Here is a 16,410-nt window from a genome sequence, read left to right as displayed (position 1 = left end):
AATTTTTCATTCTTGAAAGAATGTTGTTTTATTAAAAGGATACCCGATTTTCTTTAATGAAAACTTTAAAAAGCGCTGGAAATCCAGCGCTTAAACATTCAGTGTGACGGTTTTTCCTTTGGTGACGTTTCCACTCTTGCTTTTCCCATGAAGAAAACAACGATTGCTGCCAAACCAATAGGAATCAGGGCTAAAGTGAAGATTAATGATATCGAATCAGACATGGCATACACGATTTTATCCAGGATCATATCTGGAATTTGGGCACGCGCATCTGACTGGAATAGCTGACGTGGATCCTGCGTAAGAACGGACGTTTCCGGCCCGCCTTGCATTCCTTTAAAGGCATCCGCCATCTTACTTGTGAAGGCGTTGTTCTGTATCGCCCCATAAATGGTAACGCCTAATGTCATCCCAAACGAACGGAGGAATGAATTGGTTGAGTTGGCAGACCCACGATACCTCGGTTCCAAGTTGTGGATGGAAGCGATCGGTAGAAGGGAGAATGAGAAGCCCATACCGAATCCAGTAAGAATCATATAACACGTTAGTAGTGTCCTGCTGGTTTCCGGGGTTAACGTTCCTAATAATAGCATTCCTGCAAAATAACAAACGACGGAAATCGTCATTAAGTTGCGGAAGCTGGTCTTGGAATTGAATATTCCCCCGATAGCACTACCGACAACGGACCCCAGCATCATTGGGGTTAGGATTAACCCTGCATTGGTAGCCGAACCTCCATAAACAGCCTGCACGAAAATCGGAATATACACAGTTAAAATGATGAACGTTCCGCCGTATAGGATTGCCAAGATTTGAGACGTTGCAAATAACCGCCTTTTAAATAACCATAATGAGATAATGGGATCTTTGGCCCTTTTTTCGAAAAAGAAAAATGAAACAAAAAACACGACAAAACTTGCAAACAAAGCAAGGATAGGAGATGAAGTCCATCCATACTCGCCACCAAGCTCGAGGGCGAACATTAAACTGACGACAGCGATAACGAGAGTCGCGGCCCCGCTATAATCGATTTTCTGTTCATGCGTATTGGCCTTTTCCTTGTAATAACGAAGAATGAAGAATAACGAGATGAAGCCGATTGGAACGTTGACGTAGAAAATCCAATGCCAGCTGGCATACTCCGTAATATAAGCTCCTAATAGAGGACCTAATACACTAGATGCCCCAAATACAGCCCCGAAAAGACCGGTAAGTTTCCCGCGTTTTTCAGGTGGGAAAATATCAAAGACGATGGTAAAGGCAATTGGCATCAAGGCACCTCCACCAATACCCTGAATGGCCCTGAAAATACTTAACTGGACAATGCTTTGAGCCATGCCGCATAGGGCAGACCCAATTAAAAAGACGACAAGCCCAAAAATGAAGAATCGCTTCCGACCGTACATATCGGAGAGTTTGCCGAATATCGGCATACTTGCCATCGTGGCGACCATATAGGCCGATGTCACCCAGACAAACTTATCGAACCCGCCTAAATCGGAAACAATCGTCCCCATGGCGGTTGCAACAATCGTATTATCCATTGCTGACATCAAAATTCCCAATAACAGTCCGGCAACTATAAACTTTTGATGTTTTGGTTGTTTCTCCAAAATGTTTTTTCCTCCCTTTTTATGAAACAATTCGTTTATTGATTTGCATGAATGAATGATAATCACTATTATGGAAACTAAATATTTATCTTGATTATCAAGATAAATTCAAGTGTAAAAGGGGTGGCATTTTATGTCAAGCAATAATGGGTTGAATTCAGACCTTTTAGAGAGTTTAACCCGGAGCCTGCAAAGGTACGGAATGAGGTCTGTATTGTTCCAACAGAATATGGCTCACAAAATAGGTGTGGCTCACACGGATTTAAAGACTGCTGAAATATTGAATGAAACGGGCCCTATTACAGCTGGAGAGCTGGCGAAGATTACAGGGTTGAGCACAGGCTCGGTCACGACGCTCATCGACCGTCTTGAAAAATCGGGCTATGTAAAAAGGGAAAGAGATCATATAGATGGTAGACGGGTAAAGATTGTCCCCATAGCATCAAGGCAAGAACAGATTAAATCACATTATCATTCACTATCTGCAGCCACAAAAGATCTTTGCACGTCCTATGAAGATAAAGAACTCACGATCATTCTTCGATTTATTGAAGATATTACGAAAATCATGGAAAAAGAAAATGAAATATTAATGAAAGAACGAAAAGAGTTCTTGAAATAAGTAATTATTTGTCCCCATAAGCTATTCACCAAATAAGGTTATAAAAGTATGGTCTACCTTGATAACTGAAATGTAAATTGGAACAAAATATATATTGATAATGATTCTCACTACTGCTAATATAAATCTAGAATTAATATATATTTTCAGGGGAGAGTTTAGAGTATGAAAACGAAAGCAACCTTAGCCGTTTTATTATCAACCAGCCTGTTATTTGGGTGTTCGCAGAAAAATGAAGAAACCAAGCCTGCAGAGGTGGATGCTAAGGAGACAAGTGCGAGTGCGCTGGATGGTGTATCCAACGACTATCGGGAATTTGCGATAGGTGAAATAGAAGAGTTTGTAAAAGCGACGGAAGAATTCACGACGGCAGTAACGTCTGGAGACATTGAAAAAGCGAAGCAGTTATATGCACCGGCTCGCATGCATTATGAGCGCGCTGAACCTATCGCTGAAATTTTTGGAGATCTTGATCCTAAAATCGATGCGCGTGAGGGTGATGTTGAGGAAAAAGAGTGGGGCGGATACCACCGAATTGAGATGGGGTTATGGGAAGAAAACACAACAAAGGGTTATGAAGAGTATGCTGAACAATTAATGAAGGACGTTAATTTGTTGCGTGCTAAAGTGGAAACAGTAGAAGTAACACCTGATGTGTTAATCACTGGGGCCGTTGATTTACTTAATGAAGTGTCAACATCCAAGGTGACTGGAGAAGAAGACCGCTATTCTCATACGGATTTGTATGATTTCGTTGCAAATGTAGAGGGCGCTGAAAAAATATATGAATTATTGACACCTGCCCTTAAGGAAAAAGACGAGGCGCTTACAACTGAAATCAAAGAGCGTTTTGCCGGAGTTTACAGCTTGCTTGAAAAACATAAAGATGGTGATGGATACGTTTCTTATACGGATTTAACAAAATCCGAGGTTAAATCATTAAGCCAGGCTATCGACGCTTTAGCTGAGCCACTTTCGCAAATAGGAATTGTAATGGAGGAGTCTTAATTGAAAGAACAAATATCAAATGACGAAACTTCACTTTTTTCCAAAAAGGTAAGCCGTCGTGATATGTTGAAAACAGCTGGCATCGGTGGGGTTGGAGTTGTAATAGGCGCATCGGGCCTAGGCGGGATGCTAGCTCTATCTGACTCAAAGGCAAAGGGACAAACGAATGATACTGTCCCTTTCTATGGGCCTCATCAAGCGGGAATCACTACAGAAGCTCAGGATAATCTTTATTTTGCTTCGTTAGAAGTGACATCCGAAAAAAGGTCAGACTTAATTCAATTATTTAAAGATTGGACAGAAGCGGCGGCCCAGATGACATCTGGCAAATCGGTAGGCGAAGCTTCCTCGAACAGGAGCATGCCACCAAAAGATACAGGGGAAGTAGAAGAATTATCCCCCTCTAACTTGACGATCACCTTTGGAGTAGGTCCTAGTCTATTTACGAAGAATGGGAAAGACCGCTTTGGCTTGAAGTCTAAACAACCTGCCGAATTGAAAGATCTTCCTTCATTTTCTTTAGATGCCTTAGAAGAATCATGGAGTGGAGGGGACATTTGCATTCAAGCCTGCGCAGACGATCTCCAGGTTGCGTTTCATGCCGTCCGGAATCTGGTGAGGATCGGTAGAGGAAAGACGATTATCCATTGGGCTCAAACAGGTTTTCAACGTACGAAAAAGGCTGATTCTCAAAAAACGACGCCTCGTAATTTGTTTGGTTTTAAAGATGGAACCGTGAATCCGGATACGAAGAAAAGCAGTGAGATGAACCAACATGTCTGGGTAAAGCCGGGGGATGGCCCTTCTTGGCTTGCAGGCGGTAGCTATATGGTCGTCCGCCGAATTCAAATGTACATTGAAGTGTGGGATCGGACCACGTTGAAAGAGCAGGAAAATACATTTGGTCGTCATCGTGACAGCGGTGCCCCATTAGGGAGGAAGAATGAATTTGATACGGTTGATGAACATGTTAAGGATGAAAACGGAAATCGGGTCATTCCTGAAAACTCCCATATGATCCTATCCCGTGGTGATGGAACAGCTAAGATTCTGCGACGTCCCTATTCATATGCTGATGGAATGGATCCTAAGACTGGAAGCTTCAATGCGGGGCTTCTGTTTATTTGTTTCCAACGAAGCCCAAGTAAACAATTTATCCCGATGCAAGAACGTCTTTCAAAGAATGATAAGTTAAATGAATATATCATCCACCGGGGGAGCGCTATATTTGCTTGCTTGCCGGGTGTAAAAAAAGGTGGCTATATCGGGGAGTCCCTTTTCGGATGAATTTAGTAAAATGAGAGACCATAAAATCGCCAGCATGGATGGGAATCCGGGTTGGCGGTTTTTATCATAAAAGGGGAGTTTGTCATGTCTGTTTTTAAATGGAGAACGGGATTGTTCGTTTTATTAACTAGTTTCATATTTTTAATGTCTGCTATACCAGGTGTTTCAGCCGGGGAAAATCACGATCAGCTTTTCGTATATATTGGAGACAGCCTAATGAAAGTGAAGTCTGGAGATCTTGAATCGGTTTCCAGTAATCTCTCTCTTTTTGAAAAGGACTGGAATGTGATAAAAACGGACAGTGAGGATGCCAAAAAAGTTGACGATTCATTACTGTCTTTGAAAAACGCTGTGAATAATCAAGAAGACGCAGGAGAAATGAAAAAGAAGTTATCCGCTTTATCAAGTGCCCTTGTTCAGTATGATACGGCAGAAAATCCGGTTGATAAAACCGATTATAAAGATCGCCTAGAAGCGTTACTTCCATTAATCGATGATTTAGATGCGACGATTAGCGAAGAGGACTTCAGCAAAGCTAAAAGTCAGTATCAAAACCTCCTCAATCAATGGAATAATGCGGAACTTGTAGTACGGGAGGAAAGTGTTGCTTCGTACGGTAAGATGGAAACCTATATGGCCTTTGTTCGGATAGCCATCACGCAGGATCCTCCAGATCCAGAAAAGGCACGAACTAATCTTGACGAACTGAAAGGGCTAATTCAAGGCTTTCTGGAAGGCAAGGTAGAAAAAGAAGACCAGCAGACTTATACGTTGAGCGATGTAACAGACCTTCTACAAAGTAGTGTTAAGGATATGGAAGGAAACGATATCAATTCGGCAATTGACCAGTTGAATGAAGTATTAATGATTTGGCCAAATGTCGAAGGAGAAGTTTCTACGAGGGACAGTAAGCTGTACAGTGACATGGAGACTAAGGTACCAACCGCCATTAGCTTACTGCAATCGAAGAAGATACAAGCAAAGGAAGCGAAAGAAATCGTTTCCGATTTACATGCACGACTACTTCCTTTAATTGATGATACGAGCTATACGACATGGGATGCGGCCTTGATTCTTTTACGTGAGGGATTGGAAGCTCTCCTTATCGTGGCAACACTGTTGTCCTTCCTAAAGAAAATTGGACAGGCAGACAAACAAAAGTGGATTTGGTCTGGCGTCGGGGCTGGCTTGGCAGCAAGTGCAATCCTTGCCGTTATTATCAATATTGTATTTTCACAGATTACCGCTGCCTCAAGCCGGGAGTATATTGAAGGAATCACGGGCATAATCGCAGTGCTAATGATGCTGACCATCGGAATGTGGCTTCATAGTAAATCGAACATCCATGCATGGAACCGTTATATCGGCAAGCAAATGGACCATGCTATTGCAACAGGCAGTATCTTGTCTTTTGCGTTAATTAGTTTCCTATCGATTTTCCGAGAAGGAGCGGAGACGATCATCTTTTATGCCGGAATGGCTCCGTATATGGAACTGAAACAGCTATTGACCGGGATATTGATTGCCTGCTTGATATTGATGGTCATTGGTTTCGTCATGCTCCGTTACAGCGTTAAGCTACCGATGACGGTCTTTTTCAAAGTGGCGACGATCTTCATCTATGCATTGGCATTTAAGATTCTTGGTGTCTCCATCCATGCACTTCAAGTTTCTCAAGTGATTAAGACGCATACACTTCACACGTTCCCGTTCATTGAATGGATCGGCCTTTATCCGACAGTGGAAACGATAGTACCTCAAATGGTATTGTTACTCCTGATTATAGTGGCTGCGATTTGGGTTAAAAAGAATAATTCTGCAGTTGCATAAAAAAGCAGGCCTGACATTAATCATGTCAGGCCTCCCTTTTTAATGAAGAGAACGGCGATAAGTATATTGTTTCCATTGATAAAGGATGAAGCAACCAATGCAGAATCCAAGGATGGCAATAAATGAGGCCATCCCGACCATTACGGTTAGCACATAGCCGATAACGTTGAAGCCCAGTAAGAAGGAGAGTAAGCCGAAACCTAGGCAAACCACTGCAATAACCTGGTTAAACTGTTGCTGTGCAGGATCTTCAGGAATGTATTTAGAGGGGTCCTTCTTCAGAAAGAGCTTTGCAAGGCGCATAACCGGATTAAAATGTAAAAGAAGACCAGATAGCCCCGCTACTAAAGGTATGGCCAGTATCCATTTTTGACCGGTTGCTAAAGCGAGGACTACGCTTAAAAATATGACCCACTGATTTGTTCGGACTAGAGGACGCGGAATGGGATGGATTTTATCTGACAAATTAAAAACCAACCTTTCTGATGAGTTTTATATTATTTTATCTGTTTATACATGATTTGGGAAGGGGGATTTTTTAGTTTATAATTATTTTAATTTAGTATTGATTATTATAAGAGAGGTAGTATAATACTAATATGAAATAAAAAGGAGGACGGTATGATGGTAGCAAAAGTTTGTGAAACATGCGGTACACCAATAAAAAGATTAAAACACTCTTCTTTATGCCAATGCGGTCCCAAAATACTGAGTAATCCATTCTCAACAAAAACAAAAAAATAATCGATTATCATAAAAATATAGTAAACCGGCTATTGCATGATAGTCGGTTTTTTTGTCTATATAGAAGGGTATAGGTAAATGCCTTTCTATATTTATTAGGTAATCCATAATAAATATTTTTCAAAAGAATAGAAATGTTGTAGGATTAGAGAATAGGTGAAAATGTCACGGTAGGATATGGAGTAGTCCTCCAGAAGGCCAAAACCATCACGTGACGGTTGGGAGGGGTTATATTGGGAACGAGACATTGAAAATCGGTGAGCTGGCAAGCATGGCAAATGTTACGAAGCGAACGGTGGACTATTACACGAATAAGGGTCTGCTAAAAGCAGAACGTTCCGCCTCTAACTACCGCTATTACTCAGTTGAGGAACTTGAGCGATTGCGCCTTATTGAGAAATATAAAAGAAAAAACTTTTCTTTGGAAGAGATAAAAGAACTTGTAAAACCAAATGCGAAGCCCCTTACTGAAATCGAGGAAACGGGACTTCAACTAAAAAGTAAAATGGATGGCTTGAATGAGGAATTGCGGGAAGTGATTAGCCTGATTGAAAAGGATGGAAAAAATGAACTTCTTCTAAAAAAACAGGTTTCTCATGAAAGCATTGCGTTGATTCAATCATTATTAGTGTTGTTAATTTAAAGAAAATTATCCCGATAGTTTATTGCACGAAGGTGCATATTACTCTTAAGGGCATTTCACTAAATGGTTTAGGATACGACATTCATATTTCGTTTGACATAATAGAAATCACCATTTATACAGGAGGTGCTTGGGACTGAACTATTGATTCTTTTCATGTAACTAGGATAAGGAATCGGTGGTAAACCCGAACATATTGGAGATATTTATAAAATTATTAGCAGTAGCTGTATTAATAGCATTAACCGCATTTTTTGTTGCCTCGGAATTTGCAATCGTTAAAGTCAGAAGTTCCCGCATCAATCAATTGATTGAAGAGGGAAATAAAAGTGCACTGGCAGCAAAAAAAGTGATTTCACATATCGATGAGTATTTATCTGCATGTCAACTGGGGATAACAGTCACTGCATTAGGATTGGGTTGGTTGGGTGAACCCACAGTGGAGGCTATTCTTGAACCCCTCTTCCATAGATGGGGTGTCGAGGAATCGTTAAGTCACATTCTTTCTTTCGTGATTGCTTTTGCGTCCGTTACATTCTTACACGTTGTTATTGGTGAACTTGCGCCAAAAACGGTTGCGATTCAAAAGGCTGAGGAAATAACGTTACTGTTCTCTAAGCCATTGATTCTTTTTTACCGCATATTATACCCATTCATCTGGGTATTGAATGGTTCGGCACGTGTCCTTACAGGCATGTTTGGATTAAAGCCGGCTTCCGAGACTGAAATGGCTCACTCGGAAGAAGAACTGCGGATTATCTTATCGGAAAGCTACAAAAGTGGTGAGATCAATCAATCGGAATATAAATATGTAAATCAAATTTTTGAATTTGATGAGCGTAATGCCAATGAAATCATGGTTCCAAGAACGGAAATGACCGTTATTGAAATAGGAATGCCACTATTGGAAGTTGTGGAGCTCATTCAAGAAGAACAGTATACACGTTACCCTGTCATAGATGGTGATAAGGATAATGTAGTGGGAATGGTCAATATTAAACGTCTTTATACAGCGACCATCACCGAGAAGAATGTTTCGGAATTGACGGTGGATAGTTTCGTTACACCCGTGATACGGGTTCTGGAAACTATCCCTATCCATGACTTGCTTCTGAAAATGCAGAAGGAACGGATTCATATGGCTGTTTTGACTGATGAGTATGGTGGTACAGCTGGTCTAGTTACGGTGGAAGATATACTTGAAGAAATCGTCGGGGAAATCCGTGATGAATTTGACCAGGATGAACGACCACTTATCCAAAAAGTAGATGAGGGACATTATGTTTTTGATGCAAAGACGTTAATTGAAGATGTTAATGATACCCTTGCCATCCAATTACCTGAAGATGATATAGATACTTTGGGAGGATGGTTCCTGACAGGTAGATTTGAAATTGCCGTTGGTGACCAAATTGAATTTGAAGGATATAATTTTACCGTCACAGAGATGGATGGCCATCATGTTTTATATGTTGAAGTAAAAAAAATCAAATAATCATAGGTGGAAAATCGGGCGTGTGTAGCGTCCGGTTTTTTTGTTTGGGTTAGAAGATGGTATCCCAGTAAAAATGCCGGATTTTAGGATAGTTCAAAGGTAGGATTCTGGTTGAAATGGCCATTCAAATGTTGGAAAAGTGACGCTCAAGGTATCTATTTACTGTATAAGAATGATAAAATAGGGAGTGGACATTAAATCTTGCTGCATAACCAAATGCAAGTTAAATAGGATGGAATGTAAGGGATAGGCTCATATATTTGGAGTGGTAAATAATATTCGCTTACTATAAATAATGAAAAAAGGCGGGTGGGTAAAATGGGTTTTAAGAGAAAACAAATGCTGGGATTCGGTTTAATCCTGCTTTTTTTAGCTATACTCCTTTCTTTTATGGTGTTTACACTCAATAATCTAAAAGGCAGTATGACTGAAATCGTGGAGGACCGTTATTATAAAGTTTCTGCCGCGATGGAAATACGCCAGTTGTTTACACAGTCAGACCGTGAAATTTTATTTGCGGCAAATGAGGCCAACAAGGCAGAAAGAGCGGAAAGCCTTAAAGTCATCAATGAAAACCACAGCCTGATTGAGTCGCAAATCGCTGAATTGTCGGGTACGTTAAATAAAGCGAAGGCAAGGCAATTATTGAAAGAGTTTGAAACACAATATGCCACATACTCTATAACCGAGGCACAAATCATCCAAAACATACAATCGAAAAACCCAACGACGGACATTAGCAGACTAATGGATGATCAAAGGGATAAGCGGACAAAGGTTATCAGTACGATGGGTGCTTTTAAAAATTATCAAGAAAGTGTTATGAATGATACGTTAAGTAATGCGAAGCAAACCTATGAAGATATGATTAATTTCACTATTTTCGCAGTCATCCTTAGTATTCTAGTCATTTCCTTGACTGTCGCATGGATGATACGCAGCACATCAAAAGATTTGCAATCCATTACGAAGGTCATCAACAATATTGATTTTAAAAATTTATCGGTTGTACCGAGAATTCCTATTCGCACAAATGATGAAATAGGCGATATCGCTCGTTCCTTCAATGAAATGGCCGTATCACTTGAAACGTATAATCGTAAGGAAAAAGAGTTCACTGAGAAAATTAGCGAGCGCAACTGGATACAAACCCGAGTTGCTGATATTGCGACCATGTACCAACGCATTGTTGATGTAGAAGTGCTTGCTGACAGGTTCATCACCAGACTTGCACCGATGATGGGGGCGTCTCTTGGGGCGTTTTATATCAGACGCGGTGAAGGGGAAAATATGCGTTTTGTAAAAATCTCCAGTTTCGCAGGCGATGGTGAAGGTGCGGGAAGACGTGAATTCCGTATGGGGGAAGGCTTGATTGGCCAATGCGCCCTTGAAAGAAAAATAGAATTCATTGAGAAGATTCCCGAAGACTTCCACTTGGTTACAACAGGGTTAGGTGAAGTAAACCCTAAAAGTATCGTTATTGCTCCCGTCATTTTTGAGGATGAAGTGGTAGCTATGGTCGAATTGGCAAGCTTGGAGAATTACTCTAAATTGCAGAAACATTTCTTGACTCAAGTCTTGGACACTTTGGGGATTACAATCAACAATGTCGAAGGCCGAATGGAAATTGAACGCCTATTGAAAGAGTCACAAGCACAGACTGAAGAGCTACAAGCTCAATCAGAAGAATTGCAATCCCAGTCAGAAGAAATGCAGGCCCAATCAGAGGAACTGCAGACACAGGCTGAGGAATTGCGGATGATTAACGAGCAATTAGAAGAGAGAAACCGTGAAACGGAAGACAAATCAAAAGAGCTTCAAATTGCAAAACTAAATCTTGAAAAACAAGCAGAAGAATTAAAACTAAGTTCAAAATACAAATCAGAATTCATGGCCAATATGTCCCATGAATTACGGACACCGCTTAATAGCATCTTGATTCTGTCGGAAATGCTATCTGACACGAATGACAGTAAATTGAATGAGGAACAGAAGGAATTCGCCCGTGTCATTAATTCGTCCGGTCAGGATTTATTAACGCTCATCAATGACATACTGGACTTATCAAAAGTCGAGGTTGGGAAGCTTGAAGTTGTCTTTGAGGAAATGAATATGAGTGAGTTACCGGAATTGTTACATCGAAACTTCGATCACGTAGCGAAGAAGAAGAATATCGATTTCATCGTTAGAAAAGATAAGGATGTACCTGATATTTTCTTCACTGATGAACAGCGGTTCCAACAAATTCTTAAAAACCTGTTGTCCAATGCTTTTAAATTCACCGAAAAAGGTTCAGTCTCTGTTCAGATTAAAAAGGCTGACGAAGAAAAAGTCGCACAATGGATTCAAACGAAAGGTGCGAGCAATTGGGTTGAAATCAATGTGAAGGACACGGGCATTGGAATTTCGAAAGAAAAGCAAAAATTAATATTCGAAGCGTTCCAACAAGGCGATGGAGCGACGATGAGGAAATATGGCGGTACCGGACTTGGACTTTCCATATGCCGCGAGTTTGCTAAATTACTAGGCGGATGGGTTATAGTGGATAGCCAAGAGGGTGAAGGCAGTACGTTCACCTTCTTCATTCCAAGCATGCCAGAAGGCTTTAAAAACATGGGAGAAGCGATTGCTGCTTCCCCGGAAGTGGCAGCGGCCAGCCATGAAGGAACTCCCGCTAGCGTAGTGGACGAGAAACCGGATGTGGTGATACTTGATGATGATTCACAAGAGAACGCTAATCCTTTCCGCGGCAAGTCGGTCTTGGTAGTGGACGATGATCGCCGTAATATCTTTGCTTTGACAAACGCTCTGAAAAATGAGGGCATGGAAATCCTTACAGCGGAAAATGGCTATGAATGTTTGGAAATCCTTGATAAAGGAAAGAGTATAGATGCCATATTAATGGATATCATGATGCCAGGCATGGATGGTTATGAAACAATGACTAGAATCCGTGAACAAAATGAGTTTGATAATCTCCCAATCATTGCCTTAACCGCTAAGGCGATGAAAGGTGACAGGGAAAAATGTATAAGAGCCGGTGCATCTGACTATGTAAGTAAACCATTGAAATTGGAACAGTTACTGTCTGTTCTTCGCGTATGGCTAACGAATTAATAGTACGGGTAAGGAAGGTTTTAATGGAATGAAGGATACACTATCGATTGAAGAACGAGAAAATATAGAGATTGAGTTGCTCTTGCAAGCCGTTTATTCAGTCTCTGGCTTTGATTTCAGAAAGTACATGCGATCTTCCATACAACGGAGAGTCGAAAATCGGATGAGATTAGAGCATATAAGAAGAGCGAGTGGAATGATTGAAAAGGTTTTATATGAAAAAGGATTTGTTGAAAAACTTCTGAATGACTTTTCAATAAATGTTACGGAAATGTTTCGTGATCCTGACTTCTTTAAAGCTTTTCGAACGAACCTTGTTCCACTGCTTAAGGAACTTCCTGAAATCCGTATCTGGCATGCTGGTTGTTCAACTGGTGAGGAAGCCTTTTCGATGGCGATCATGCTAAAAGAAGAAGGGCTCTACGAAAAAGCGAAAATCTATGCAACCGACATGAATGAAACGGTAATAGAACATGCTCAAAAGGGAATTTTACCCCTCAATCGCATGCAGTCTTATACAAAGAATTATCTACAAGCAGGCGGTAAACGGGAATTTTCGGAGTATTATACGACGGACTATCAAAATGCTTATCTTGATCCAAACCTGCTTAAAAATGTTGTGTTTTTCCAACATAATCTCGTGACGGATGGTTCATTCAATGAATTTCATATCATCATGTGCCGGAATGTAATGATTTACTTTACCGGAGAGTTACAGACTTATGTAAATCAATTATTTTATGACAGTCTTTGTAAGGACGGCTTTCTTGCGGTTGGCAGTAAGGAATCCATTCGTACTTCTTCTTTTTCAGAAGTGTATAAGGACTTTGATGCAAGAGAGAAGATTTATAGGAAATTATAAAAAAAGGAGTTCGCTAAAACCTGGCGAGCTCCTTTTTTCGTTATCAAAGTTTAATTTTTTGAATGTAACTATATTTTAAGTTTAGGTGTCTGAAAAAACGGGTACATTTAATTAGTTAGGTCTGTGCTTTTTTGCCACAGATATTCTTATTTTTAAAAAGTAGCATAAGTAAGATATAATATAGTTCGGAATTCTTTTTTCAGGAAAGCCTTGCATTATATAGTACATGATAAAAGATAAAAGTGCCGCTCGATATAAGCCAAAAGGGGAATAAAGCAATGACGATTTTAATCGTAGATGATAACCAGGTTAATCTCTTCGTTATAGAGAAAATTCTTAAGCGAGCTGGCTATACGGATTTTCTATCATTGAAGTCAGCGCATGAAATGTTTGACTACCTACAAGTGGACAATCCTCAGCCAATCAAGACTTCTGTTGATATTATACTACTTGATATTATGATGCCTGAAATTGATGGAATAGAGGCTTGTAGAAGACTCCAAAACATACCACACCTAAAAGACATACCGGTGATTTTTGTAACGGCTCTTGAAGATTCAAACAAAGTGGCCGAGGCTCTGGATGTTGGTGGAATCGATTATATTATGAAGCCTATTAACAAAATTGATTTATTAGCCAGAATCCGTGTAGGGTTAAGGCTTAAATATGAAAAAGACTGGCATAAAATGCAGGAAGAAAAAATACGGAATGAATTAGACCTTTCGATGCAAGTGCAAAGCAGTCTATTGAGTGAGCCGGTGGTAGATAATCACTTAACAATAAAAGCATCTTACCTCCCTGCAAATAAATTAGCCGGAGATATGTACTATTGGCACCGGATTGATGAAAAACGGTACGGAATCATTATACTTGATATGATGGGCCATGGAATATCGGCTTCACTTGTTTGTATGTTTATTTCCTCTGTTCTAAGGGATGCCATCCGAAAACACACGGATCCCGTTGCGGTGATAAACGAAATGAATCATTGGATGAGTGTCCTTAATAAAAAGGAAAACCCGATTCATTATTATTTCACTGCCATTTATATGGTGATTGATACAGAACATAAAACTCTGGAATATGTAAATGCAGGTCATCCACCGGGTTTTGCCTTGATGGATGATGGGGAAGTGTTGTCCCTTTCAAAGGGGACATGTCCTGTTGGTTTCTTCACGGAGATGAAAGTGGAGAAAACGATTGTTCATTATGAAGATAGAATTCAAATTCTTGTATTTACCGATGGAGTCATGGAGGCAATCGATAGGGAAGGAACGGATGGACTGGATGAAATAAAAGAAGTCGTTTCACGGGATTGGTTGGATTGCGAGGGAAATGCTCCGATTGATCTGGTCATGCCTGCTGAACTCCATCTCGACCAACCTGATGATATGTGTGTGGTCGTAATCCAAGCTACTTGATAAAGAAAGAGGCTGCAGAATAATCTGCAGCCTCTTCTGTTTATAGGTGGGGGTTTACTTGTCGTGATCGTAAGGCATGTAATTGTGGTTTCTAAAACCTTATCTATGGGAATCTTTTACCTTGCCGATTCCTTCTTGGACATTACCTTTTAATTTATCAAGTTTTCCTTCAGCTTGTAAGTGAGGATCATTCTTAGCGTTTCCGACTTGGTCTTTTGTTTCACCTTTTGCTTTATTGACAGTACCTTTTATCTTGTCTGATAATCCGCTCATTATGAGTTACCTCCTTGTTTTTGTCTACTTTACTTATACCCGTGGGATATTTGAGTAAACCATAATGAGAGAAAAATCTTAAGAAGCAATCGTTATATCTTTGCTGTGTTTCTTAATGAAATGATAAGCACGCTCCACGATTAATTCTTTATCATAATCAAGCGAAGCAACATGATAGGAGTTAGTAAGGGAGATCAACTCCTTGCTATGAGAACTGACGGAATTATATATTCGGTCCGAACATTGAGATGGGACAACATGATCTTCGGGAGAATGGAAGATGAGGGCAGGGCAGCTGATGTCCTCGAGTTGTTCATTCGTATGTTCCATAATAGTAAGCAACTGATTAATAGCTGTGATAGGTACGCAATCATAAGTGATTTCTGTAGTATCTTTGTCTTTAATGTCAGGAGCCCCTTCTGTAATGAAACGCGGAGCAGTTTGGTTGCGATAGGTTTCATATTCAGGGACTTGAAGGGCAGCGTTGATTGTCATTATTCCATCACAAGCTACTTTTGTTGCCAAATCCAAAACAAGGGCACCACCCATAGATTGCCCCATTGCGAACACATGCGTACAGGTTTGCTTTAGCTTTTTATAGGCAGTCTCGATATCCTTGATCCACTCTTGGTAAGGGATCGTTTCCATTTCAAACTCATGTGTTCCGTGACCCTGTAAGCGAGGTGCGTAGACGGTGTAACCTTTGGCGGCCAAACTTTTACCTAAATACCCTACGCTTTGTGGGGTTCCGTTAAAGCCATGGCAAATGAGGATTCCGATAGAGTTCCCGGGATAGAAGAATGATTCTGCCCCTGGTATAACCTTTGCAACTGTCATGTGTCCATCTCCTTCACTATTCTTATCGTTCGTTTACTTGATATAAAAAATGACTATTCCGATTATATTACTTGGTTAAATGATAACATAAGAAAATTCACCAAGTCAATATTAGTTTGTACCTTTCATAGGGTGATGTCAGGAGATGCCAAGAATCGGCTGAATCTGAGTGTTAAAGGAGTTTAGGGCTCATAGAGAGTTGCCTTCCTTCTATATATAGTACTAATCAAAATCTCTTGTAGATTTCTTTGGAATCAGCAGAGGAAAGGGGATGCACAAGCTTCTAAGGAATTTATAAAATACCCGTTGACTTTTATGAAAAAAAGGCTTAATATAAATAAGCACTAAGAAAACAAACGCAAAACTTCATCGCTTATAGCTGAATGGCTAGAAGAAATGACACAATAAAAACTATTGACTTCTTATAAAGAAAATGATAAGATGAAATGGTCGCTGAAAAACACAGCGATTAAAAATAAGTTAAAAACTTCGTAGAAGTTGACAACTAATCGATAGTGTGTTATGATGAATTAACAAGTTGTTCTAACGAACAACGAGATAAATTGCTCTTTGAAAACTGAACAAAACAAAGCGCCAACGTAAATTTTGAGTGAGCACACACTATAAAAAAGCAAAATGAGCAAGTCAAACATTT

At 40.2% G+C, this 16,410-nt stretch carries 13 protein-coding genes; 9 read left to right on the top strand and 4 right to left on the bottom strand.

The features are described 5' to 3' along the window. Nucleotides 1–98 precede the first annotated feature (98 nt). Entirely contained in the window at nt 99–1,616 is a 1,518-nt protein-coding gene (locus ACIQXQ_RS17655; RefSeq protein WP_402959230.1) for an MDR family MFS transporter, read from the bottom strand. 133 nt (nt 1,617–1,749) lie between these two features. Between ACIQXQ_RS17655 and ACIQXQ_RS17650 the strand changes: the two genes are divergently transcribed. The 4 genes from ACIQXQ_RS17650 to ACIQXQ_RS17635 all read left to right on the top strand — a co-directional run bounded on the left by ACIQXQ_RS17650 (nt 1,750) and on the right by ACIQXQ_RS17635 (nt 6,363). Then, nucleotides 1,750–2,238, top strand: a complete 489-nt coding sequence (locus ACIQXQ_RS17650) for a MarR family winged helix-turn-helix transcriptional regulator (protein WP_402959228.1) — start codon at nt 1,750–1,752, stop codon at nt 2,236–2,238. 165 nt (nt 2,239–2,403) lie between these two features. Beyond that, nucleotides 2,404–3,246 (top strand): iron uptake system protein EfeO, encoded by an 843-nt coding sequence (gene efeO / locus ACIQXQ_RS17645; protein ID WP_402875627.1) that lies wholly within the window; start codon nt 2,404–2,406, stop codon nt 3,244–3,246. Beyond that, entirely contained in the window at nt 3,247–4,533 is a 1,287-nt protein-coding gene (efeB, locus tag ACIQXQ_RS17640; RefSeq protein WP_402959226.1) for an iron uptake transporter deferrochelatase/peroxidase subunit, read from the top strand. It begins immediately after the preceding gene. Nucleotides 4,534–4,617: 84 nt separating this feature from the next. Then, a complete protein-coding gene (locus ACIQXQ_RS17635) occupies nt 4,618–6,363 on the top strand; it encodes an FTR1 family iron permease (RefSeq protein WP_402959224.1) in 1,746 nt (581 codons plus the stop codon). Nucleotides 6,364–6,402: 39 nt separating this feature from the next. On the opposite strand, the gene ACIQXQ_RS17630 is transcribed toward ACIQXQ_RS17635, so the two are convergent. After that, nucleotides 6,403–6,828 carry a DUF4395 domain-containing protein gene (locus ACIQXQ_RS17630; protein ID WP_402959222.1) on the bottom strand — a complete coding sequence of 142 codons (426 nt, stop codon included), beginning with the start codon at nt 6,826–6,828 and terminating at the stop codon, nt 6,403–6,405. Nucleotides 6,829–7,318: 490 nt separating this feature from the next. Between ACIQXQ_RS17630 and ACIQXQ_RS17625 the strand changes: the two genes are divergently transcribed. The 5 genes from ACIQXQ_RS17625 to ACIQXQ_RS17605 all read left to right on the top strand — a co-directional run bounded on the left by ACIQXQ_RS17625 (nt 7,319) and on the right by ACIQXQ_RS17605 (nt 14,645). Continuing rightward, on the top strand, nt 7,319–7,750 hold the full coding sequence (locus tag ACIQXQ_RS17625; RefSeq protein ID WP_402959220.1) for a MerR family transcriptional regulator: 432 nt from the start codon (nt 7,319–7,321) through the stop codon (nt 7,748–7,750). A gap of 196 nt (nt 7,751–7,946) precedes the next feature. Further along, complete coding sequence (locus ACIQXQ_RS17620; protein WP_402875637.1) at nt 7,947–9,245, top strand: hemolysin family protein; 1,299 nt, start codon at nt 7,947–7,949, stop codon at nt 9,243–9,245. Nucleotides 9,246–9,563: 318 nt separating this feature from the next. Further along, a complete protein-coding gene (locus ACIQXQ_RS17615) occupies nt 9,564–12,362 on the top strand; it encodes a response regulator (RefSeq protein ID WP_402959218.1) in 2,799 nt (932 codons plus the stop codon). Between the two features lie 28 nt (nt 12,363–12,390). Then, nucleotides 12,391–13,224, top strand: coding sequence for a CheR family methyltransferase (locus ACIQXQ_RS17610; protein ID WP_402875640.1), 834 nt, complete (start codon nt 12,391–12,393; stop codon nt 13,222–13,224). Between the two features lie 278 nt (nt 13,225–13,502). Then, on the top strand, nt 13,503–14,645 hold the full coding sequence (locus ACIQXQ_RS17605) for a PP2C family protein-serine/threonine phosphatase (RefSeq protein ID WP_402959216.1): 1,143 nt from the start codon (nt 13,503–13,505) through the stop codon (nt 14,643–14,645). A 99-nt stretch (nt 14,646–14,744) separates the two neighbouring features. Here ACIQXQ_RS17605 and ACIQXQ_RS17600 read toward each other — a convergent pair whose 3' ends face one another. Further along, nucleotides 14,745–14,918 carry a CsbD family protein gene (locus tag ACIQXQ_RS17600; RefSeq protein ID WP_402875643.1) on the bottom strand — a complete coding sequence of 58 codons (174 nt, stop codon included), beginning with the start codon at nt 14,916–14,918 and terminating at the stop codon, nt 14,745–14,747. Between the two features lie 78 nt (nt 14,919–14,996). After that, on the bottom strand, nt 14,997–15,755 hold the full coding sequence (locus ACIQXQ_RS17595) for an alpha/beta hydrolase (protein WP_402959214.1): 759 nt from the start codon (nt 15,753–15,755) through the stop codon (nt 14,997–14,999). Between the last annotated feature and the right edge of the window lie 655 nt (nt 15,756–16,410).

Origin of the sequence: Peribacillus sp. NPDC097198, from assembly GCF_044762055.1 — a bacterium.
Classification (GTDB): domain Bacteria; phylum Bacillota; class Bacilli; order Bacillales; family DSM-1321; genus Peribacillus.
This window is presented reverse-complemented; position numbering and strand designations above follow the sequence as displayed.